At 60.0% G+C, this 22,559-nt stretch carries 20 protein-coding genes; 12 read left to right on the top strand and 8 right to left on the bottom strand.

Annotated elements, in window-relative coordinates; translation table 11 throughout:
* The first annotated feature begins 48 nt into the window (after nucleotides 1-48).
* The 7 genes from K7A42_RS23290 to K7A42_RS23260 all read left to right on the top strand — a co-directional run bounded on the left by K7A42_RS23290 (nucleotide 49) and on the right by K7A42_RS23260 (nucleotide 7,814).
* Complete coding sequence (locus tag K7A42_RS23290; RefSeq protein WP_004442813.1) at nucleotides 49-1,260, top strand: pyrophosphate--fructose-6-phosphate 1-phosphotransferase; 1,212 nt, start codon at nucleotides 49-51, stop codon at nucleotides 1,258-1,260.
* A 52-nt stretch (nucleotides 1,261-1,312) separates the two neighbouring features.
* Complete coding sequence (locus K7A42_RS23285) at nucleotides 1,313-1,948, top strand: LysE family translocator (RefSeq protein WP_022556608.1); 636 nt, start codon at nucleotides 1,313-1,315, stop codon at nucleotides 1,946-1,948.
* A 123-nt stretch (nucleotides 1,949-2,071) separates the two neighbouring features.
* Nucleotides 2,072-3,151 (top strand): lytic transglycosylase domain-containing protein, encoded by a 1,080-nt coding sequence (locus tag K7A42_RS23280; RefSeq protein WP_282456034.1) that lies wholly within the window; start codon nucleotides 2,072-2,074, stop codon nucleotides 3,149-3,151.
* Between the two features lie 333 nt (nucleotides 3,152-3,484).
* A complete protein-coding gene (locus tag K7A42_RS23275) occupies nucleotides 3,485-4,735 on the top strand; it encodes a DUF3419 family protein (RefSeq protein WP_282455956.1) in 1,251 nt (416 codons plus the stop codon).
* Nucleotides 4,732-5,451 (top strand): class I SAM-dependent methyltransferase, encoded by a 720-nt coding sequence (locus K7A42_RS23270; RefSeq protein WP_037089868.1) that lies wholly within the window; start codon nucleotides 4,732-4,734, stop codon nucleotides 5,449-5,451. The genes K7A42_RS23275 and K7A42_RS23270 overlap by 4 nt, the downstream gene beginning before the upstream one ends.
* A gap of 234 nt (nucleotides 5,452-5,685) precedes the next feature.
* Nucleotides 5,686-6,465 carry a GH25 family lysozyme gene (locus K7A42_RS23265; protein WP_004442823.1) on the top strand — a complete coding sequence of 260 codons (780 nt, stop codon included), beginning with the start codon at nucleotides 5,686-5,688 and terminating at the stop codon, nucleotides 6,463-6,465.
* A 122-nt stretch (nucleotides 6,466-6,587) separates the two neighbouring features.
* Entirely contained in the window at nucleotides 6,588-7,814 is a 1,227-nt protein-coding gene (locus K7A42_RS23260; protein ID WP_282455955.1) for a lytic murein transglycosylase, read from the top strand.
* A 464-nt stretch (nucleotides 7,815-8,278) separates the two neighbouring features.
* Here K7A42_RS23260 and metF read toward each other — a convergent pair whose 3' ends face one another.
* The 3 genes from metF to ettA all read right to left on the bottom strand — a co-directional run bounded on the left by metF (nucleotide 8,279) and on the right by ettA (nucleotide 11,997).
* Nucleotides 8,279-9,172, bottom strand: a complete 894-nt coding sequence (gene metF / locus K7A42_RS23255) for a methylenetetrahydrofolate reductase [NAD(P)H] (RefSeq protein WP_167497160.1) — start codon at nucleotides 9,170-9,172, stop codon at nucleotides 8,279-8,281.
* Between the two features lies 1 nt (nucleotide 9,173).
* Nucleotides 9,174-10,187: an ArsR/SmtB family transcription factor gene (locus tag K7A42_RS23250; RefSeq protein ID WP_004442828.1), complete on the bottom strand. Its 1,014-nt coding sequence runs from the start codon at nucleotides 10,185-10,187 to the stop codon at nucleotides 9,174-9,176.
* Between the two features lie 160 nt (nucleotides 10,188-10,347).
* Nucleotides 10,348-11,997 (bottom strand): energy-dependent translational throttle protein EttA, encoded by a 1,650-nt coding sequence (gene ettA, locus K7A42_RS23245; RefSeq protein ID WP_022556616.1) that lies wholly within the window; start codon nucleotides 11,995-11,997, stop codon nucleotides 10,348-10,350.
* A 147-nt stretch (nucleotides 11,998-12,144) separates the two neighbouring features.
* On the opposite strand from ettA, the gene K7A42_RS23240 reads away from it, so the two are divergent.
* The 4 genes from K7A42_RS23240 to K7A42_RS23225 all read left to right on the top strand — a co-directional run bounded on the left by K7A42_RS23240 (nucleotide 12,145) and on the right by K7A42_RS23225 (nucleotide 16,991).
* The gene (locus tag K7A42_RS23240; RefSeq protein WP_037089860.1) at nucleotides 12,145-13,125 is read left to right on the top strand and encodes an alpha/beta hydrolase; all 981 of its coding nucleotides are present in this window, start codon (nucleotides 12,145-12,147) and stop codon (nucleotides 13,123-13,125) included.
* 167 nt (nucleotides 13,126-13,292) lie between these two features.
* On the top strand, nucleotides 13,293-14,495 hold the full coding sequence (locus tag K7A42_RS23235; protein WP_282455954.1) for a CaiB/BaiF CoA transferase family protein: 1,203 nt from the start codon (nucleotides 13,293-13,295) through the stop codon (nucleotides 14,493-14,495).
* A complete protein-coding gene (locus tag K7A42_RS23230; protein WP_037089856.1) occupies nucleotides 14,492-16,159 on the top strand; it encodes a thiamine pyrophosphate-binding protein in 1,668 nt (555 codons plus the stop codon). Before K7A42_RS23235 ends, K7A42_RS23230 begins: the two co-directional genes overlap by 4 nt.
* 67 nt (nucleotides 16,160-16,226) lie before the next feature.
* The gene (locus K7A42_RS23225; protein WP_037089855.1) at nucleotides 16,227-16,991 is read left to right on the top strand and encodes a HugZ family protein; all 765 of its coding nucleotides are present in this window, start codon (nucleotides 16,227-16,229) and stop codon (nucleotides 16,989-16,991) included.
* Nucleotides 16,992-17,260: 269 nt separating this feature from the next.
* On the opposite strand, the gene K7A42_RS23220 is transcribed toward K7A42_RS23225, so the two are convergent.
* From K7A42_RS23220 to K7A42_RS23210, 3 genes are all read right to left on the bottom strand, one after another.
* On the bottom strand, nucleotides 17,261-17,602 hold the full coding sequence (locus tag K7A42_RS23220) for a RidA family protein (RefSeq protein WP_037089854.1): 342 nt from the start codon (nucleotides 17,600-17,602) through the stop codon (nucleotides 17,261-17,263).
* A 50-nt stretch (nucleotides 17,603-17,652) separates the two neighbouring features.
* Entirely contained in the window at nucleotides 17,653-17,991 is a 339-nt protein-coding gene (locus tag K7A42_RS23215) for a TIGR01244 family sulfur transferase (protein WP_003522797.1), read from the bottom strand.
* Nucleotides 17,992-18,209: 218 nt separating this feature from the next.
* Nucleotides 18,210-19,043, bottom strand: coding sequence for an aldose 1-epimerase family protein (locus K7A42_RS23210; RefSeq protein ID WP_282455953.1), 834 nt, complete (start codon nucleotides 19,041-19,043; stop codon nucleotides 18,210-18,212).
* A gap of 155 nt (nucleotides 19,044-19,198) precedes the next feature.
* Between K7A42_RS23210 and K7A42_RS23205 the strand changes: the two genes are divergently transcribed.
* Nucleotides 19,199-20,584 (top strand): L,D-transpeptidase family protein, encoded by a 1,386-nt coding sequence (locus K7A42_RS23205; protein ID WP_006697737.1) that lies wholly within the window; start codon nucleotides 19,199-19,201, stop codon nucleotides 20,582-20,584.
* 57 nt (nucleotides 20,585-20,641) lie between these two features.
* Here K7A42_RS23205 and K7A42_RS23200 read toward each other — a convergent pair whose 3' ends face one another.
* Both K7A42_RS23200 and K7A42_RS23195 read right to left on the bottom strand, forming a co-directional pair.
* Nucleotides 20,642-21,847, bottom strand: coding sequence for an MFS transporter (locus tag K7A42_RS23200; protein WP_282455952.1), 1,206 nt, complete (start codon nucleotides 21,845-21,847; stop codon nucleotides 20,642-20,644).
* A 46-nt stretch (nucleotides 21,848-21,893) separates the two neighbouring features.
* Nucleotides 21,894-22,541 carry a TetR/AcrR family transcriptional regulator gene (locus tag K7A42_RS23195; RefSeq protein ID WP_282455951.1) on the bottom strand — a complete coding sequence of 216 codons (648 nt, stop codon included), beginning with the start codon at nucleotides 22,539-22,541 and terminating at the stop codon, nucleotides 21,894-21,896.
* Between the last annotated feature and the right edge of the window lie 18 nt (nucleotides 22,542-22,559).

Here is a 22,559-nt window from a genome sequence, read left to right as displayed (position 1 = left end):
CAGACATGTCCAGACATGTGTTTGAGTATACGCAAAAGGAGAGCCATGATGGCCAAACAGAAAGTCGCAATGCTGACCGCGGGTGGCCTTGCGCCCTGTCTCTCTTCGGCCGTGGGCGGCCTGATCGAACGATACAGCGATATAGCGCCTGAGATCGACATCATCGCTTACCGCTCCGGTTATCAGGGCGTGCTTCTGGGTGATCGCATCGAAATCAGCAAAGACATGCGGGAAAAGGCGCATCTGCTGCATCGTTACGGCGGCTCGCCGATCGGCAACAGCCGCGTCAAGCTTACCAACGCTGCCGATTGCGCCAAGCGCGGCCTCGTCAAGGAAGGCGATAATCCGCTTCGTGTCGCTGCCGAGCGGCTGGCGGCTGACGGCGTCACCATTCTTCATACCATCGGCGGTGACGACACCAATACGACCGCAGCGGACCTCGCCGCCTATCTCGGCGCCAACGGCTACGACCTCACCGTCGTCGGTCTGCCGAAGACGGTGGACAATGACGTGGTTCCGATCAAGCAGTCGCTTGGCGCCTGGACGGCCGCCGAAGTCGGCGCGTCCTTCTTCGACAATGTCAGCAACGAGCAGAGCGCAGCCCCCAAAACCTTCGTTATCCACGAAGTCATGGGCCGCCATTGCGGCTGGCTGACGGCGGCTACCGCCCGTGCCTATATCCAGAAGACCAACGGCAACGAATATGTCGAAGGCCTGATGATGAACACGCAGATGAAGAACATCGACGGCATCTACCTGCCGGAAATGGCCTTCGACATCGAAGCGGAAGCCGAGCGCCTGAAGGAAATCATGGACAGACATGGCTACGTCACGCTGTTCGTCTCCGAAGGTGCCGGCCTCGATTCCATCGTCGCTGAACGCGAGGCTTCCGGCGAAGCGGTAAAGCGCGATGCCTTCGGCCATGTGAAGATCGACACGATCAATGTCGGCGGCTGGTTCCAGAAGCAGTTTGCCAGCCTCATCGGCGCGGAACGCTCCATGGTGCAGAAATCGGGCTATTTCGCCCGCTCTGCCCCCGCCAATGGCGACGATCTGCGCCTCATCCAGGGCATGGTCGATCTCGCCGTGGAAAGCGCACTCAACAAGGTCTCCGGTGTAACCGGCCACGACGAAGACCAGAATGGCAAATTGCGGACCATCGAATTTCCGCGTATCAAGGGCGGAAAGCATTTCGACCTCTCTGCCAAATGGTTTACCGAAGTGATGGAACATGTCGGTCAGCCGTTCACAGCGGCCTGATTTTACGGTAGGCTAAAATAAGACGGCGACAGGGAGGGCAAGGAGGAAGAGAATGTCTGGACAGGCCTGGCTGATTTTTTGCGCAGCATGTGCCGTGGTGTTCGCACTCCCCTCTCCCCTTGTATTTTCTGTCGCCTCTTATGCCGCCATCCGCGGCAAAAAGACGCTTTTGGCTTCCGTCAGCGGCGGCGCTCTCGGTATCGTAACCGCCATGACGATTTCAGCCATTCCTGTGGCCGGCTTTGCCTATATGCCGCAGTCTTTCGTGGAAATCGTGCAATGGGCCGGGCTCGGTTGGCTGATGCTGTTTTTCCTGTGGACTTTCGCCACTCCCGCCGCCCAGGCGGCCAATGCCGATAATGACAATCTGGCTGGCAAGTCCGGGAGCGGAACGTTCCGCGATTGTTACGCAACCGCTGCCCTGAGACCGCGCTATTTCACCTTCTTCCTGGCGCTGTTGCCGCAATTCATCTCCACCACCGGCAATGCGGTAGAGACGTTTGCCGTGGCGCAGGCCGCAGTCCTGCTTCTGGCTCTGGCCATTCTCATCGTGCAGGGGCTGTTTCCCGAATCGACTCTGGCACTGGTGCGGCGCATGTCTGGCGACAAGAAAATCCGCCAGAAGTACCGCACGCACTTTATTTCCGGCCGCGCGGTCAGCGCCGGATACAGGCGCATCGCGGCCTGAAACACTGCAAGTCGCCTCCCGGCTTGCCGCTTTCCTTACAATAGGTTAATGAAGCTCGACGGGACACTGCCTGCTTCGCTCGACGCGGGGGTATCGAAAGACAGGCATAACGAAGGCGGCAACATGCGAAATTCGGGCAAATTCCGCGGAAGAAGGACACTTCTTCTGTCTTCCACCGTGGGTCTGGCACTGGCATTGAGCGCATGCACCAGCGTCGAATATACCGCGAAGGATGGGCCAAAGGGCCCTAAAATCGCAACGGTCAACCCCGCGACCACTCCTGCGTCGACATCCGCGCAGCCGGCAGCGACCGAGGCCGCAGCAGCAACCCCGACAGCTGCATCGGTTCAGACCGCCGAAACCGCAGCCTCTTCTCAGGCAGCAGCACTTCCCACAGCCGTCGCCGTCAAGGGCGGACGCGTGGCGCTGCCGCCGGCTTCCGAAATAGCTGCCGCCGCTGCGATCACTGCCCAGATGCAGCCGCAGCAGACCGAGGTCGCCCAAGCCGCCGTGGCGGCATCTGCACCCACCGCGGCCGCAGCACTCGCACCGGCAAGCGCCGCTCCCGCGGCGGCAGCCATCGAAACGGCGGCTGCGGCGGCCAAACCTGCCTCCCATAATGCCGCGGCCGATCTGCCGCAGGTGGTTGCCGTCAAGGGCAGCTTCCCGCCGGCACCGCCGCCGCCCGGCTCACCCTCCATCGGCACCGAACTGACGGCCGAACGCAAAGTCATTCCGCTGCCCAAGCCGGACAGCACCGTTCTCGCCTATGCCGCCGGGCCGACCAACGCCGCCCTTGCCGCCATCCGGCAGAATGAAGCGATGACTGCGCCGCTTAATACGCCACCTGCCGGACGCGAAAAACTGAGCGGGCTGATTTCCAAATACGCCAGCATGTATGATGTACCGGAAGATCTGGTTCATCGCGTGGTGCAGCGCGAAAGCCGGTATAATCCCGGCGCCTATAACAGCGGTAACTTCGGCCTGATGCAGATCAGGCACGCTACGGCACGCTCCATGGGCTTCGATGGCCCCGCCTCGGGCCTGTTCGACGCCGAAACCAATCTCAAATACGCCGTAAAATATTTACGCGGCGCATGGGTGGTAGCGGGCAACGACCGCGACAACGCCGTCAGGCTTTACGCGCGCGGTTATTATTACGATGCAAAACGCAAGGGCATGCTGCACGTTCTGCGCAAGTGATCGCCTTTGGCGTCGCTCTGAGCGCGGTGCAGCCGTTTGCCTTCCTTGAGCGTCGGGCATTTTCCATTCGCCATCCCTGGTTTTGTCCCAAGGATTTGAAAACCTCGCAAATATCAGGACGTGCAGATCCTCGTGACGAGCCCGAGGCGACGTATCCGTAGCGGCGCCAGTTGCCTCCCCATCCGTCGCTGGGGCGGTTCTTTGTGTCCCGCACTGCCGGCCCCGTCTGGTTTTCCAGCGTCTCCATCATTCCCCGCCTTCGCCCACAGCCCCTGTCATCAAACTGTAGCGTCACGGCTGTAGACGCCTCTCAATCGACTGAGAGGTGAACAAATGACGAGTGCGGCACCCAAGACCGGCTTCAGCAAGAACACGAAACTGAAGTCCGCATTGCTCCAGCACAAGGCTCTCTCGAAAAGCGGCCTCTCCGAACGGTTCTTCGGCGTTCTCTTCTCCGGTCTCGTCTATCCGCAAATCTGGGAAGATCCCGAGATCGACATGGAGGCGATGGAGCTGGGCGAAGGTCACCGTATCGTCACCATCGGTTCCGGCGGCTGCAACATGCTGGCCTATCTCTCGCGCAACCCGGCCAGCATCGACGTGGTTGACCTCAATCCGCATCACATTGCGCTGAACAAGCTGAAGCTCGCCGCCTTCCGCCATCTGCCCGCCCATCAGGACGTGGTGCGTCACTTCGGCCGCGCCAATATGCGCAGCAATAGCCACGGTTACGATCGCTTCATCGCCGAACATCTTGATGCCACGACCAAGGCCTACTGGTCGAAGCGCATGCTTTCCGGCCGTCGTCGCATTTCGGTGTTTGACAGGAACATCTATCACACCGGCCTGCTCGGACGCTTCATCGGCGCAGGCCATCTCATGGCCAGGCTGCACGGTGTGAAGCTCACCGAAATGGCCAGGGCCCGGACGCTCGAAGAACAGCGCCAGTTTTTCGACAGCAAGGTCGCGCCGCTCTTCGAAAAGAAGGTGGTCCGCTGGTTGACGAAACGCAAAAGCTCCCTCTTCGGTCTCGGCATACCGCCCCGCCAATATGACGAACTGGCAAGCCTTTCCGATGACGGCACGGTTGCCTCGGTTCTGAAGCAGCGGCTGGAAAAACTCGCCTGCAACTTTCCGCTGAGCGACAATTATTTTGCCTGGCAGGCCTTTGCACGCCGTTATCCGGAGCCGCATGAAGGCTCTTTGCCCGCCTATCTCAAGTCCGAATATTACGAGACAATCCGCAACAATACGGCGCGCGTCGCCGTGCATCACGCCACCTACACCGAGCTTCTCTCCAAAAAGCCGGCAAGCGCCGTCGACCGCTATATCCTCCTGGACGCGCAGGACTGGATGACGGATGTGCAGCTCAACGAATTGTGGTCGCAGATCAGCCGCACCGCCGCATCGGGCGCCCGCGTCATCTTCCGCACCGCAGCCGAAAAGAGCGTGATCGAAGGCCGGCTTTCCCCCGATATCCGCAATCAGTGGGTCTATCTGGAAGAGCGCTCCAGCGAGCTCAACGCCTTGGACCGCTCGGCCATTTATGGCGGTTTCCATATTTACCAGAGGGCTATGGCATGAAAACCGTCGGTGAGAATGTAAGTCTTGCAGATAGTGCACATGCGAGCCTGATGGACCGCATGTATCGCCACCAGCGACATATCTACGATATCACCCGCAAATATTACCTTCTTGGCCGCGACCGGACCATTTCCGGCCTGAACGTACCAAAGGGCGGCACGCTCCTGGAAGTCGGCTGCGGCACCGGTCGCAACCTGCTGCTGGCCGGCCGCAGGTTTCCTGACGCCAAACTATTCGGCCTCGACATCTCCGCCGAAATGCTGCTGACCGCAGCCGAGAATTTCGCCGGCAGGGCGGAACGCCCGATTTTGCGCGTGGCCGACGCCACCGCTTTCCGCCCCGCCGAGTTCGGTCAGCCCGACGGGTTCGACCGGGTCATGATTCCGTATGCGCTGTCGATGATACCGGACTGGGAAAAGGCAGTGGAACAGGCGCTCAAGGCGCTGAAACCCGGTGGCGCGCTGCATATTGTCGATTTCGGCCAGCAGGAACAGCTGCCGAAGTGGTTCCGCACGCTTCTGCACGGCTGGCTCACGCGCTTCCATGTCACGCCCCGCGCCAATCTTCGCTATGTTCTGGCCAATATGGCAGGCCGTTTTGATGGCAACCTCGAATTTGAGGAAATCGCCCGTGGTTACGCCTGGCGGGCTGTCATTACCCTTCCGGTCACTGAAGCGCAGCAACCGAAAATCCACCGCATCCTGGCCGAGGCCTGATTCCAGAGGGCAGAACGGACCCCGCGCAGCGCCGAGGGGCGTCACCGTCAAGGCTCCTGCAGCGCCTTATTCGGCGATGGATGCGCAAATCGCTTCAAAATCCAGCGACTGTCGGGTGCAAAAAGCACGTTGCCACTTGCCATATCAGTTTGTTTACCATGTTATGCGTAAATCGGGAGATACGGCGCGCCGTTTTGGCGGCCGTATAGGGGCAATATTTTCATCAGGGTTCCAATGCGGCTGCGTTTATCGGCACTATTGTCGGCTTTGCTATTGATCGGCGGCTGCACCTCCACGAGTTACGATCTGCTCGAAACCGCGTCCGTATCCAAGCCAAAATTTTCCGATACCGACCCGCAGGATTTCGGCGTCAACAACCCGCACCGCCATGAGGTGCACGGCATCGACGTGTCCAAATGGAATGGCGATGTCGACTGGCAGACCGTGCGCAAGTCGGGCGTGTCATTCGTCTTCATCAAGGCAACGGAGGGGTCGGATCGAATCGATCCGAAATTCGGCGACCATTGGCGCAGCGCCGCAGCCGCGAATATTCTGCATGCGCCTTACCACTTCTATTATTTCTGCTCGACGGCAGACGCGCAGGCCGACTGGTTTATTCGCAACGTGCCGAAGGACGCCGTTACGTTGCCACCGGTTCTCGACGTGGAGTGGAACCCTGCCTCCCCCACCTGTAAGACGCGCCCGGCCCCCGGCATCGTACGCGCCGAAATGCAGCGCTTCCTCGACCGCATCGAAGCCCATTACGGCAAACGTCCGATTATCTATACCTCGGTTGATTTCCACCGCGACAATCTCGTCGGCCAGTTCAAGGACTATCATTTCTGGGTGCGGTCCGTCGCCGCGCATCCGACCAAGATCTATGAAGACCGGCAATGGGCCTTCTGGCAATACACCGCAACAGGCGTCGTACCCGGCGTAAATGGCCCGACCGACATCAACGTCTTTGCCGGAAGCGAGAAAAACTGGCGGAAATGGATCGCTTCGGCCAAATAGAACGGCCAAGAAGCAACACTTTCCAAAATTCGGCGTTGTTCCACCACGTCAGATCGCCCGATCCGTTTTTTTGTCGCAAACATATGGGTAAAGCGGGCTAACAACCTATCGAGGAAATTCCCATGCCCACGTTCCGGTCGCGCAGCATCATCTTTGCCGCCGCTTTGTCTCTTTTGTCTTCCAGCGCAGCCCTCGCCACGCCACCGGTTGCATCGCCTGACGATCCCAAGCAGGTCGCCTGCGGTGGTGATCTCGGTACGTTTCTTGAAGGCGTCAAGGCCGATGCGCTTGCCAAGGGCATTCCGGCAGATGCGATCCAGAAGGCATTGGCGGGCGCACAGATCGACCAGAAGGTGCTATCGCGTGACCGCGCGCAGGGCGTTTTCCGCCAGACTTTCCTCGAATTCTCGCAGCGCACCGTCAGCCAGGCCCGCCTTGATATCGGCCGCAGGAAGCTGCAGGAGCTCTCCTCCACCTTCGCCCGCGCCGAAAATGAGTTTGGCGTGCCCGCTGGCGTCATTGCCGCCTTCTGGGCCATGGAGACCGATTTTGGCGCCGTTCAGGGCGATTTCAATACCCGCAACGCGCTGGTAACCCTGTCGCATGATTGCCGCCGCCCGGAGCTCTTCCGTCCGCAGCTGCTCGCGCTGATCGAAATGGTTCAGCATGGCGATCTCGATCCTGCCACCAATACGGGCGCATGGGCCGGCGAAATCGGCCAGGTGCAGATGCTGCCGAAGGATATCATCGCCTTCGGCGTCGATGGTGATGGTGACGGCCACATCAACGTCAAGAGCAGTGCGCCCGATGCCATTCTGACGGGTGCAAAATTCATCCAGCACCTCGGCTTCAAAAAGGGAGAACCCTGGATTCAGGAAGTTTCCCTGCCCGAGAACCTGCCCTGGGAAAAATCCGGCCTTGGCGGCCCGCTGACCGCCGGCGAATGGTTTGCGCTTGGCGTCACCCCGCGCGATGGCAACAAGAACTTCGCCTCCCTTCCCGCCGCACTCATCATGCCGCAGGGCCGCAAGGGTCCGACTTTCCTCACCTATCCGAACTTCAACATCTATCTGGAATGGAACCAGTCGTTCATCTACACGACCTCGGCCGCCTATTTCGCTACCCGCCTGATGGGCGGCCCGGTCTATGACAAGGGCAACCCAGATCCCGGCTTTGATGACGCCACCATGAAGCAGCTTCAGTCCAAGCTCGAAGCACGCGGCCACAATGTCGGCAAGGTGGATGGAATTCTCGGTTCTGGCACCCGCGTCGCCATCCAGAAGGAACAGCAGCGCCTCGGCATGCCGGCGGACGGCTGGCCTACGGCAGCTCTTCTACAGGCGCTTTAACCTGTCTTAACGCTGCTCTCCGACCCTTAATCTGTCGGTCGGAATCAAGGCGGAAATCGTTAATCTCGACCGGATGACTGGGGATAAAACCCCGGTCATTTACTTTTTTTAAACACATGAAGCACTGCGTGATAAGAAAATAACCATTCATTTTCAAATAATTACGGAAATTCCTTTTTTGAGGCCCTGAAAGACGTGCTGCGCCGCATCACAAAAACCGCTTTTCAACTGCCACAAAACGGTCATATTATCGAAGCTGTCAACAAGAGGAGGCACCCATGGGACTTACAAAATCTCTCAATGCCTTGGCAGTCGGTTTGGCGTTTTTGTTCGTAGCGATGATGCTTTTCATCTGACGAGACGTGAAGACCAAACGCAGTGAAGAACCGTAGATGACACGAATTAAAAAGCGCAGGCCCCGAGGGACCTGCGCTTTTTTCTGTCCGAAAATAGACTGGCTGAAATCACGCGGCGCTGCGGCGCAGACGCTCCAGGCCCAGATTTTCAAGCACGGCATCCACCAGCGGCGCGCGGTTCATGGTATAGAGGTGGAACTCATTGACGCCGCGCCGCTGGAGATCGGCGATCTGCTCGGCCGCAACCTCTGCGGCCACGCGGGCGCGGCCCTCCAGATCCTCGTCATAGCCTTCAAAACGCTCATCCAGAAACGCAGGAATGCTTGTGCCGCAACGTCCGGCGAAACGCTTGAGCTGGGTGAGATTCTGGATCGGCATGATGCCCGGAACCACCGGAATGGTGATCCCCGCCGCCGTAACCCGTTCCATGTAGCGTTCGAACACGTCATTATCGAAGAAGAACTGCGTCAGCGCCCGGGTAGCGCCATTATCCGCCTTGCGCTTCAGCATGTCGATATCAACAGCTTCACTTGCGCTTTCCGGATGCTTTTCAGGATAGGCGGAGACGGAAATCTCAAAGTCGCCCAGCTCCTTGAGGCCCTTTACCAGCGCTGCGGCGTTCTCGTAACCCTGCGGATGCGGCTGGTAAGCCGTGCCGATACCGGTGGAGGGATCACCGCGCAGCGCCACGAAATGACGAACGCCCGCATTACGAAACTCGTCGACGACCTGATGCACCTCATCGCGGCTCGCGTCCACGCAGGTCAGATGTGCAGCCGTCGCCAGATGGCTGTCGCCGATCATCCGGCGCACCGCGTCCAGCGTCGGCGCCTTGGTGGAACCACCGGCACCGTAGGTGACGGACACGAAGTCCGGGTTCCACTTCTTGAGCTCGGCAACCGTTTCCCAGAGCTGGGTTTCCATCTCCGGATTCTTGGGCGGGAAAAATTCGAAAGACAACCGGATGTCGCCATCACGGCGTGCGGTTTCCGACCTCAACATATCATGCCCTCCCAGAGCGAAGTAAAACCGCCTCTTGCGCCACATCGTCTGCCATCAGCAGCCGCTGGTCGCGGGCAACCCAAATCGTGACGTCCAGAGCTTCGTCGGACGCCTTTTCAGAATGCAGATCGACGGCACGCTCCAGAGAAAGCCCGGCCTTCTTCATCCACTCTTCCATCAGCGGGTGCGAGAAGCCTAGCCGCACATGCGCGTGCTCGTCGCGCAGATATTCAAAGGAATGCGGCGCAAGATCGATGACGATCAACCGACCGCCCGGACGCAGCATACGCGCGGCTTCCGAAAGGGCGATCTCCGGCTGGTCGAGAAAATGCAGCACCTGATGGATGACGATCAGATCGAAATCCTGTCCCTCAAGCGGCAGATTGAGAATATCGCCATGGCGCACAGAGGCGTTCACCACGCCCGCCTTGTCCAGATTGGCGCGTGCTACCGAAAGCATGTCGCGGCTCGCATCCACGCCGATGGCACGGCGATAAATGCCGCTCAGAAGCTGCAGGATACGGCCGGTGCCCGTGCCGAGATCGAGCAGCGAATCGACGGGCGTGGTGCCCACCAGCTTCAGCAGCGCGCCTTCCACGGCTTCGTCGCTGACATGCAGGCGACGCAGTTCGTCCCAGGCGGACGCATTACGGCTGAAATAATCCTGCGCCCGCTCCGCCCTCACCCGCTTGACGGCGGCCAGTCGCTCACTGTCACGCTGAAGAACCGCGTCGGAAGGCGAGGCCGCTGCAAGCAACTGCCGAACGACACCCGCAGGCTCGCCATCCTGCCGCAAGCGAAAATAGGCCCACGCACCTTCCTGATAACGCTCGATCAGCCCCTCTTCCGTCAAAAGCTTGAGGTGACGGGAGATACGCGGCTGCGACTGGCCAAGGATTTCGGTAAGGTCGGTCACCGTCAGATCGCCGGCCGAAAGAAGCGCCAGCAACCGGAAGCGCGTCGGCTCACCCGCCGCCTTCAGGAGATCCACCAATTTGTCCAGACCGAACGCCACTCTGCCGCGCCTCGCAAGCTAATCAAGATATAAAGATATCTTTATGTCGATGTGGCGCGAGATGCAAGCGCAAAGTGCCGCGCGAGACGATCATCTCCACTTATTACACGGAAAAAGGCCCGCTTTGCGGCGGGCCTTTTTTGAAGTGATGACAAACGGATCAGCGTGTCAGACGCTTGTAGCTCACGCGGCCGGGCTTGATGCTTTCCGGGCCGAGGCGACGGACCTTGTCCTTTTCGTAGTCTTCAAAGTTGCCTTCGAACCATTCCACGTGGCTGTCACCCTCGAAAGCGAGAATGTGGGTCGCGAGGCGGTCCAGGAACATGCGGTCGTGGCTGATGATAACGGCGCAACCGGCGAAGGCTTCCAGCGCTTCTTCGAGCGCCGCCAGCGTTTCCGTATCAAGGTCGTTGGTCGGTTCGTCGAGCAGCAGTACGTTGCCGCCCGCCTTCAGCATCTTGGCAAGGTGCACGCGGTTGCGCTGACCACCCGAGAGGTTGCCGACCTTCTGTTGCTGATCGCCGCCCTTGAAGTTGAAGGCGCCACAATAGGCGCGCGAGTTCACTTCGAACTTGCCGAGCTTGATGATGTCGTTACCACCGGAAATTTCTTCCCACACGGTCTTGTCACCCGCCAGCGCGTCGCGGCTCTGGTCGACGTAACCGAGCTGGACGGTATCACCGACCGTGATCGAACCGCTATCCGGCTGCTCCTGACCCGTGATCATCTTGAACAGCGTGGTCTTGCCAGCGCCGTTCGGGCCGATGACGCCGACAATACCGCCCGGGGGCAGCTTGAAGGACAGGTTCTCAATCAGCACGCGGTCGCCATAGGATTTGGTGAGGTTCTCAGCCTCGATGACGACGCGGCCCAGACGCTCAGCGACCGGAATGACGATCTGCGCATCGCCGGGACGGCGGTTTTCCGCTGCTTCCACCAGCTCGTCATAGGCCTTGATACGCGCCTTGGACTTCGTCTGGCGGGCCTTGGGGCTGGAGGCGATCCATTCCTGTTCGCGGCTGATGGCCTTCTGACGCGAAGCATCTTCGCGGGCTTCCTGCTGCATGCGCTTGGCTTTCGCCTGCAGATAAGCGGAGTAATTGCCCTCGTAAGGAATGCCGCGACCACGATCGAGCTCGAGAATCCAGCCCGTCACGTTGTCGAGGAAGTAGCGGTCGTGGGTGATCATCATCACGGCGCCGGGATAGTCGCGCAGGTGCTTTTCGAGCCAGGCGATGGTTTCAGCGTCCAGATGGTTGGTCGGTTCGTCGAGCAGCAGCAGGTCCGGCTGCGACAGCAGCAAACGGCACAGTGCCACGCGGCGGCGCTCACCACCCGAAAGGCCGGTCACCGGCGAATCGCCGGGCGGGCAGCGCAGGGCGTCCATGGCCATTTCGACCTGATTTTCGAGGTCCCACAGGTTCTGGCTGTCGATGATGTCCTGAAGCTTCGCGCCCTCTTCCGCCGTTTCGTCGGAATAGTTCATCATCAGCTCGTTGTAGCGGTCAACGATCGCCGTCTTGCTCGCCACGCCTTCCATGACGTTTTGCATCACGGTCTTGTTTTCGTCGAGCTTCGGCTCCTGCTCGAGATAACCGAGCGTCGCACCTTCAGCGAGCCAGGCCTCACCGGTATATTCCTTGTCAAGGCCGGCCATGATCTTGAGAACGGTCGACTTACCCGCGCCGTTCGGGCCGAGGATACCGATCTTGGCGTCAGGGTAGAAGGAGAGATGCACATTCTCCAGAACCTTCTTCGCGCCATAGGACTTGTTCAGCCCAGCCATGTGATAGATGAATTGACGTGCCATTGTAGCGAATGCTCCACATCGGATTTTTAAGAGTACGTATCGGGAAATTTGCCGCTATGTAGGGTAAATAGGACCTTGGGGCAACCTCTGGCACGATTATGACCCCATGATTATGACACGCTGCGCGATGAGACGACGGGTGCGACGATGAATGAGACGACCGATAACTTCGCATTCAGCCGGATTGAGAGGCTGGAAGCCCCTTCTGGCGCATCCATCGCCTTCCGTCATCAACCTTCCGCCCTTGCTCCCGCCCGCGGCGTGCTGATGATCTGCCACGGCCTTGTGGAACATGCCGGCCGTTACCGCCGTTTTGCCGACGTCATGTCGCAGCAGGGTTTCGAGGTCTATGCCCACGACCATCGCGGCCACGGTCGCACGAAAGCAGCGGATGCGCCTCTTGGCCGCTTTGCCTGGAAGGATGGCGCGGACAAGGTCGTGGCCGACGTCATGGCGATGCGCCGGCTGGCCGGCGAGCGGCATCCCGGCCTGCCGGTGATCCTGTTCGGCCACTCCATGGGGGGCCTCGTGGCGCTCAATACCGCTGTCAGTTACCCCGACCCCTTCGATGGTCTGTCGATCTGGAATTCCAATCTCAATCCCGGTCTTATGGGCCGTTTCGCGCAGATTGTGTTGCGGCTGGAAAAAATGCTGAAAGGCTCGGATGTGCCGAGCGCCATCCTGCCGAAAGCCACTTTCCGCGCCTGGAACGCGAAAATGCCGGAAAAGCGCACCCATGCGGACTGGCTGAGCCACGACAAGGCGGCGGTTGACGCCTATGTGGAAGACCCGCTCTGCCAGTTCGAGGCGAGCGTTTCTCTCTGGCAGGATGTCTTTGCACTCTCCTATCGCGGCCCGAAACTTATCGAGCGTCTGCCGAAGGCTTTGCCGCTTTTGCTGGTGAGCGGTGATGAGGACGCCGCCACCAATGACGGCAGGGAGATCGTGTGGCTTGCCGAACGTTTCCGGGAGGCGGGCTTCAGCCATGTCGAGCACACGATTTACAAGGGCATGCGGCACGAAACCCTGAACGAAATCGGCTGGCAGCCCGTCGTAGCGGATTTCGCCGCCTGGTGCGGCCGCGTCGTGGATGACAGTAAAACGCCCTCCCCGTCATTCCGGCCTTGAGCCGGAATGACGGAATTAGGGGACTCTCAAAATACCGAATGTCGAAGCTGCCGTGTCAGCCCCAGTTTAGTGCCGTTCCAAAACGGAATAAGTCCATGAGATAAAATCACATGCGACGCGGCAAGCAGCGGTCTATAAACCGGCAGACACCAAGTACCGGGGGATAGATGACCGACAAGCCGAACAGGAAACCGCCGCTATCGGGCATCCGCGTCATCGAATTGGCGCGTGTTCTCGCCGGTCCCTGGGCGGGGCAGATGCTGGCCGATATGGGCGCAGACGTTATCAAGGTCGAAAACCCCGAAGGCGGCGATGATACACGCGCATGGGGACCGCCCTTCGTTGAGAGCAATGACGGAGAAAACCTCTCCGCCGCCTATTACCACGCCACCAATCGCGGCAAACGCTCCATCGTCGCCGATCTCAAAACACCCGAGGGCTGCGAACTGGTGCGCCGGCTGGTGCGCACCGCCGATGTCGTCATCGAGAATTTCAAGCGCGGCGGACTTGCAAAATATGGCCTCGATTACGAAAGCCTCAGGGCGCTCAATCCGAAGCTAATCTATTGCTCCATCACCGGCTTCGGCCAGACCGGGCCCTATGCCGATCTCGCCGGATACGATTATATCGTGCAGGGCATGTCCGGCTTCATGTCGATTACGGGCGAAGCCGACGGACAGCCGATGAAGGCGGGCGTGGCGGTTGCCGATATCTTCACCGGCATCTATTCCGTATCGGCCATTCAGGCGGCCCTGATCCACGCCCTTCGATCTGGCGAAGGCCAGCATATCGACATGGCGCTTCTCGATGTGCAATCGGCCGTTCTCGCCAACCAGAACATGAATTACCTGATCTCCGGCAGGCCTCCCGTCCGGCTCGGCAACGCCCACCCGAATATCTCCCCCTATGAGGTGGTGCCAACGGCCGACGGCTTCCTGATCCTCGCGGTCGGCAATGACGGTCAGTTCCGCCGCCTCTGCAATATCCTCGGCATCGGCTCGATCGCCGATGACGAACGTTACGCGACAAACAAGGCCCGCGTGGCGCATAAGGTCGAGGTGCGGCAGATCATTTCCACGGAGACGCTGAAATGGCAGAAGCGCGATCTTCTGACCGCCTGCGAGAAGAACGCCGTCCCCGCCGGACCGATTAATTCCATCGAGGAAATGTTCGCGGATCCGCAGGTGAAGGCACGCGGCCTCCGTATCGATCTGGAAGCGGAAGACGGCACTGTCATCCCCGGTGTCCGCACACCCATTATCATGTCTCAGACGCCGCTGCGTTATGAACGCCCGAGCCCTAAGCTCGGCGAACATCAGGCGCAGGTGCTGGCCGAACTGGAAAACATCGAAAGGACCACGACGCCATGACTGCAGCCGGAATGAAAAGAACAGGCGGGCAATTGATCGTCGAAGCGCTGAAGGCCAATGGTGTCTCCCGCGTTTCCTGCGTTCCGGGCGAAAGCTATCTGGCCGTTCTGGATGCGCTTTATGAAAGCGGCATCGAAACCGTGGTCTGCCGTCAGGAAGGCGGCGCAGCCATGATGGCCGATACCTGGGGGCGGCTGACGGGCGAGCCTGGCATCTGCATGGTGACCCGTGGCCCCGGTGCCACAAATGCTTCGGCCGGTCTGCACATTGCAAGGCAGGATTCCATTCCGATGATCCTGTTCATCGGTCAGGTGCAGCGGGATGCCCGCGAGCGCGAGGCCTTTCAGGAAGTGGAATATCGCCGCGCCTTTACCGAATTCGCAAAATGGGTGGGCGAGATCGATGATGCCCGCCGCATTCCCGAATTCGTTACCCGCGCTTTTGCCGTCGCCACTTCCGGCCGCCCCGGCCCCGTGGTGCTGACGCTGCCCGAAGACATGCTGGTGGAAGAGGTCGAAGCTCCCGAGGCAAAGCCCTATACGCCCGTCGAGGCACATCCAGGCCTGTCGCAAATGGCCGCCTTCGCCAAAATGCTGGGCGAGGCAAAACGCCCGGTCTTCATCGCCGGCGGCACCCGCTGGTCCGAGGAAAGCGTCACGGGCTTCAAGGCTTTTGCGGAAAAGCACAAACTTCCCGTGGGCTGTTCATTCCGCCGCCAGATGCTGTTTGATCATCTGAGCCCCTCCTACGCAGGCGATGTCGGCATCGGCATCAACCCGGCACTGGCCAGGGAAATCAAGGAAGCCGACCTCGTGGTGCTGCTCGGTGGCCGCCTCTCCGAAATGCCCTCCTCCGGTTATACGCTGCTCGATATTCCCTACCCGTCGCAGAAGCTCATCCATATCTATCCGGAGGCGGAAGAGCTTGGCCGCGTCTATCGGCCGGACCTCGCTATCTGCGCCTCCCCGAACGATTTCGTTGCCGCCCTTGCCTCCATCGATCTTGCCGGCAATGCCGCCTGGGCCGATCGCACGGCCTCAATGCATGAGGCCTATCTCAAATGGTCAACGCCGCCACAGACAGGCCCCGGCGCCGTGCAGATGGGTCCGATCATGGACTGGATCGAGGCGAACGTTGCTGAAGACGCCATCTTCACCAATGGCGCCGGCAATTACGCCACCTGGCTGCACCGCTTCCACCGCTTCCGCCGTTTCCACACGCAATCGGCCCCGACATCAGGTTCCATGGGTTACGGCCTGCCGGCGGCGGTGGCCGCCAAGCACCTGTTCCCGGAGCGCGAGGTGATCTGCTTTGCCGGTGACGGTTGCTTCATGATGCACGGGCAGGAATTCATCACCGCCGTGCGTTACGGGCTGCCAATCATCACCGTGCTGGTCAATAACGGCACCTATGGCACGATCCGCATGCATCAGGAGCGGGAATATCCCGGTCGTGTCAGCGGCACCGATCTCGTCAATCCGGATTTCAACGCCTTTGCCAAAGCCTATGGCGGACACGGCGAAACGGTAGAAAGAACGCAAGACTTCGCCGCCGCCTTCGAACGGGCACGGGCAAGCGGCAAACCGGCGATCATCGAGGTGAAGCTGGATGCGGAAGCGATCACGCCGACGCGTACCCTGACGCAGATCAGAACCCGAAGCTGATAACGCGCATGGACATGGCTTCGGCATGGTGTAAATCCTGACTGTGACTCACAGCTTAGGAAACGCCATGCCGGATACAGCCCCTCCCGTCATCACCCCACGCGGCGCGAAGATCGAGCCCTCGGCCGGCGCGCCTTTCGAGGCAGTGCGCGTGGCCCGCGATGTGCTGCACACGTCCCGCACGGCAGCACTCGCCACGCTCGATCCCGTCAGCGGTTATCCCTATACAACCGCGACCAATATCGGCATCGAGCCGGATGGCACGCCGTTCTTCTTCGCGGCCGGGCTGACGCTGCACGCCCGCAATATGGAAAGCGATTCTCGTATCTCGCTGACACTCGCCCCTTTCGGCAAGGGTGACGCGCTGACGCTGCCGCGCCTGACACTGGTGGGCAGGGCGGAACAAATCAGCCCGGATGAAGTGCCGATCGCCATCGCGCGCTACATTGCCCGCTACCCCAAAGCGAAACTTTATCTCTCCCTTCCCGACACAAGGCTTTACCGGCTGCGGACGGAAGGCGTGCAGATTAATGGCGGCCCGGCCCGCAACAACAGCAATATCATCCCCGCCGATCTGCGGACCGATCTGTCAGGCGCAGAAGAACTGATGGCGGCGGCGGAAAGCGAAGCGACCCGCCTTAACGCCATCAAGGGCGAAGCAGCTCGGCTCGCCGTTCTAGCTGGCGCAAAGGCTGGCCGATGGACGATCACCTCCATCGATCCGGATGGTATCGATTTCGCCTCGGCCAGCGATCTGGCCCGGCTTTGGTTTACGGAGCGGGTGACGACGCTGAAGCAGTTTGAGAAGGCGCTTGCTTCGCCGGTGAGGTGACGGACGCAAGCGATTCAAAAAACATGAAAATTGCTTCTACTTGGCATTTTGTGGCCATGTCGCCGCGCCGCGCCGTCACCCCGGACTAGATCCGGGGTCCAGCGCGATCAAGTCCTTGATCGCGAAAGACTCTTTTCACGGCGCAGACGCGCCGTGGCTGGATGCCGGGTTAAGCCCGGCATGACGGGGGCGAGTTTTTGACCCCATCCCATCAAAAAGGCCGGGCCGCATTCCGCGACCCGGCCTTTTCTTGAAGATCAGACTGATGCTCAGAGAGCAGCGGTGACGATGAATTCAACCTTGTAATCAGGCGTTGCCAGCGCGGCTTCGCTGGTGGCGCGGGCCGGCGGGTTTGCCGGGTCGATCCAGCCTTCCCAGACAGCGTTCATTTCGCCGAAGGTGGACATGTCGGAGAGGTAGATGATGGTCTGCAGGATCTTCGACTTGTCGGAACCGACAGCGGCCAGCAGGCGGTCGACTTCAGCGAGAGCCGACTTGCTCTGTTCCGTCACGCTCGTACCTTCGCCAACCTGGCCGGCCAGATAAACGGTGTTGCCGTGAACGACGGCGCCGCTCATGCGCTTGCCCGGCTCGATACGCTTGATGGTCATGGAAAACTCCTGTTGATTGGCACTTGAAAAATAGAATGATGCGCGAAAAATCAGCCGCGCAGGTGATGGGTCTTTTCGTAGATCGCCGTGGAGCGCGCGCCGGAACGGCAATAGCCGAGCATCGGGCGCTGCAATTCATCGAGCGCATCCACCATGCCGGCAACGGCATCGGCGTCGACGCCATAGCGGCCGACCGGCACATGCATGATCGTCAGGCCAAGCTGCTCTGCACGCTCGGCAATATCGGCAAAAAGCGGCTGACCGTCTTCTTCGCCGTCCGGGCGGTGGCAGACGATCGACTTGAAGCCGAGTGCCTTGATCTCATCCAGATCGGCGACGCTGATCTGTCCAGTTACCGAATATTCGTCGTCTATGCGCCTGATATCCATGTCATGCCTCCTGAAACCGGCGTCCGCGCTGCTGGCCGTCATCCTTAGAGCGTTTCCAGTAAAAGCGGAAACGCTTTTACGTCCGGACAACGCGTAAAATCAAAGAGCTAGATCGTTTTGGCGATTCGAAGAAAAGCCAAAACGATCTAGAAATCCGCATCCGATGTAAGCGGTCAAATCCCATGCGTCAATGATGCCCGGTCTTCATTCGGTACGGCTCAGAGGATGGAAAAGCGCAGACCGAAGGAACGGCTTTCGCCCGGCTGAAGAATATTGAACTCACCGGCTGCCTCAAGCTCGCTACGCCCCACCCAGCGATGCGAAACCGGCTCGATGCCGAGCACGTTCGCCGGTGCCTGCTGGTTGCGCCACATCTGCAGATAGGGCAGCGTCTCCGTGCGAAAACGCACGGTGAGCGTCTTCCCGCCAATGGCCGCAATCGGGCCGAGTTTCAATTCCGCCCATTCAGTCTTGCCGGCCGAGACACAGAAAACAGTGCCCGGCTCCTCGCCAAAACGCCAGCCATGGCCGCCGCCATCCAGCATTGCGCCTTCAAGCCGCACCGCATCGTCAAACAGGCGGGCGCCGACATTCATATGGTACATCAGGAATACTGGAATCTGCCGCCCGGACGTATTGACGATCCTGTCATCGAGGCTGACCTCGCCGCTTTCGCCATCGATCTTCCATGTCCGTTCCAGCAGCGCCGTGCCGCCATCCGCAAGCTTCACGGGAACCTCGACGCGCGCCAGCGCATTGGACTCGAGAACATCGAACGCGGTGATCGTTGCGGGATGCGAGGAGAAGGAGCCATGCAAGGGATATCGACGCCCCTCGCGGTCACCATCAATCGGTTCGGGATGACGGATATGATCGGGACCACAGGTAAAAAGAAAGCCTTCAAGCGAGTGGTCGATACGCGCATCGCCATCATCGGGAATGGCGCGGCCGGGCGCGATGTCTATGCCATCGACGACGCAGGCGCCGATATCGAAAACGGAGGTCTCATCGAGGAAAATGCGTGGCGATCTGCCAGCCTGAAACGAACGCAAGACAACCTCCCTGTGGCAGTAAAAACGCATGGTTCACGGAAACGCTACTAACCGTGACGGAAATTAAGATTGCATTAACCGCGAATTCACCTTTTTCACAATAGGGTCAAGATTACGGTGTGTTTATCGGTGACGAAGCAAGGGATAGCAGAATCGTGAAACAGTTTCTTAACGCAGCTCTGGGCCTGACGATCGCCGTGGCGTCGATTTTCGCTCCGCTACAGGCTGGCGCGCAGCAGCGTTATGGCGAACAGACCATGCTGGTTACGCCGGATGGCCGCGTTCTCGATTTCATGCCGGAACGTGGCGACATCGTCATCAGCCGTGACGCGATGGGCCGTACCGTGTTCTACGACCAGTACGGCAACCTGCTGGCCACCGAAATGCCCTCCGGCTACCAGCAGCGGCAGCAGGTACGCCAGCGCGACACCACCTATTATCCACCCGCCCCCGGTGGCCAGTATCGTGAGCCGCCGCGCGACTACGGTTATCAGGACAACGGCAACGTGCGCGATTATCGCGAATATCGCGGCGACGGCTCCGATGAGAATCTCTACACCGGTTCCGTGCCAGCCCCCGGCGCGGTGGAAAGCGGCCCGCTCGGCCAGCCGATGCCGGAAGAAAGCACCACGGCCGCCGTTCCGCAACCGGACCACCTGATCGAGCGGCATACGCCGGTAACGACGCCGGTCAACCGTTCCCGCCAGGAAATCGTCGCGCTCCAGACCTTCCTCGACCGCGAGGGCATCTCCCCCGGCGTGATCGACGGGAAGATGGGCGACAATGTCAACAAGGCCATAGCCGCCTGGCAGGACATGACGGGCGAAAAGCTCGACCCGAACAATTCAGAAGACATTCTGGAACGCCTGCGCGCCTCGGGCGGCATGCCGATTGTGGATTACACGATCACCGCCGCCGATGCCGCCGGCCCCTACGTGGCCTCCATCCCGGACGACTATGCCGAGAAATCGCAGCTTCCTGCCCTTTCCTTCACGTCGACCTCGGAAGCGCTGGCCGAACGCTTCCATATGGATGAGAACTATCTGAAAGAGCTGAACCCCGGCGTCGATTTCTCCGTGCCCGGCACCATCATCAAGGTCGTCAATCCCGGCGAGGCGAAGAAGGGGCAGGTCGCCCGCATCGTTGCGCACAAAGGTATCAAGCAGGTCTTCGCCTATGGCCAGGACGGCAATCTGATTGCCGCCTATCCCGCCACGATCGGCTCCACGGACACGCCCTCGCCAAGCGGCACCCATACGGTAGAGCGTATCGCGCTCAATCCGGGCTACACCTATAATCCCAAGATCAACTTCAAGCAGGGTCAGAACGACAAGATCCTGCAGATCCCGCCGGGCCCGAACGGTCCTGTCGGCACGGTCTGGATCGCCCTGTCGAAGCCGACCTACGGCATTCACGGCACGCCGGAACCCTCGAAGATCGGCAAGACGAACAGCCATGGCTGTATTCGCCTGACCAACTGGGATGCCACCGAACTGGCGAAAATGGTCCGTCCCGGTGTGGTGGTCGAATTCGCGGAATAAATCGACTGGGAGAAAAGGAAAAAGCCCGGTGGTCCGGGCTTTTTTAGTTATGACGTTTCAGTCGCGCTTTTCCGTCAGGAAATATAGCAGCGCGGCTACCGGAAGAGCAAAGCCGATCCAGGAGGCGGCTTGCCATTCGCCAACCGCATAGGCCCAGCCGCCAACGGCGGAACCAATTGCACCGCCCATGAAAAATGTCGCCATATAGATGCCGTTCAGGCGGCTGCGGAATTCCGCCCCCAGCGTGAAGATCGCCCGCTGCCCGAGCACCAGATTGGTGGTGACCCCGAAATCCAGAACGATTGCGGCAATGACAAGAATGGCGAGCGCCAGATGCGATCCCTCGGGCGCAAGATGCGTGACGGCGAAAGAGAGTGCTACCGCCAGCAGTGCGAAGAATGTCGCCGCCCGCGTCCATCCGCGATCGGCCATCCGCCCGGCAATCGGGGCGGCGACGGTGCCGGCCGCACCAGCCAGTGCGAAGAGTGCGATCTCACCCTGGCTGAGATTGAAATGCGGCCCACTCAGATAAAGAGGCGTCGTGGTCCAGAACAGGCTGAAGGCCGCGAAGAGAAAGGCATGATAGATCGCCCGCCGCCGCAGGACCGGCGTGTGAAGCGCCAGCCGGCCCATCGAAGCCATCAAGGCGCCATAGCTCAGCCGCGCTTCAGGCATACGGGTCGGCAGGAGCCGGAAAAGCACCACGGCAAGAAGCGCCATGACGGCCGCAGACGTCAGAAACACACCGCGCCAGGAGACAACTTCCGACAGAAGGCTGGAAACCGGCCGCGCCAGCATGATGCCGGCCATCAACCCGCTCATGACATTGCCGACCACCCGCCCGCGAATGGCGTGCGGCGCCATATGGGCCGCATAGGGAACGATGACCTGCACCGCCACCGAACTGACCCCTACCAGGAAGGCTGCGATCAGAAACGGCGTCGCATGTGGCGCGAATGCTGCGGCCGCAAGGGAAAGAACCGCCATGGAGACGGAGCCGACGACCAGCTTGCGGTTTTCCACGAGATCGCCGAGCGGCACGACAAACAGCAGACCGACACCGTAACCGATCTGTGTCAGGGTCACGATCAGCCCCGTCGCGCCAGCGGAAAGACCAAGCTCCGCACCGATGATGCCGGCAAGCGGCTGACCATAATAAAGATTGGCCGCGATCAATCCGCAGGCTGTCGCCAGCAGGAAAGTCAAAGCCGGGGAAATGGATGGTGCCTGAATATCATCCCCATCAATTACACGCGTCGTCATCATTTTCTCCAATATGGAAACAATCGTTTCCTAAATATTCACAAAATTACTCGGCAAGCCTCATGGCAATATCCACCACGGCCACCATGTCTTTAAGGCTCCGCCCTGTCTTTCCCACCACGCGCATACCGTACATCATGCACAGCATCGCCCGGGCAAGATCATCGGGATCGGCCTTGGACCGCACGGAACCATCCCTCTGCCCTTCGGCAACGAGGCGGGCGATGATCCGCTCCCTCGCCTTCACGGCCCTCTCGACCACAACGGCGATGTCGTCGTCCAGTGCCGCCAGATCGGCAGCAGCACCAACCACCAGACATCCGTCTGAGCCGACACCGCCGTGGGATCGTTCGGCGTAAAACATCAGCCCCGCTCTCAGCCGCTCATAACCGGTGTCGAAACCGGCCACAGCTGCCTCAAAACGCTCGGTCTGTATGATCCTGTAGCGTTCCATCGTCGCGATGAAGACGGCTTTCTTATCCTTGAAGGCCTTGTAGAGGCTTCCCTGGGCCAGCTCCATCGCATCGGTAAGATCGCCTACCGAGGTGGCGTGATAACCGCGCCGCGAGAATACCTTGATCGCGCCATCGAGCGCGCGTTCAAGATCGAACTCGCGCGGTCTGCCGCGATGGCGCTGTTCCGGGGAATGGGGCTGGCTGAAATTGCTCATGAGCGGAATATAGGAAACGATCATTTCCAAATCAAGCAAAAA

The organism is Agrobacterium sp. InxBP2 (assembly GCF_026191755.1).
In the GTDB taxonomy this organism is placed as follows: domain Bacteria; phylum Pseudomonadota; class Alphaproteobacteria; order Rhizobiales; family Rhizobiaceae; genus Agrobacterium; species Agrobacterium pusense.
This window is presented reverse-complemented; position numbering and strand designations above follow the sequence as displayed.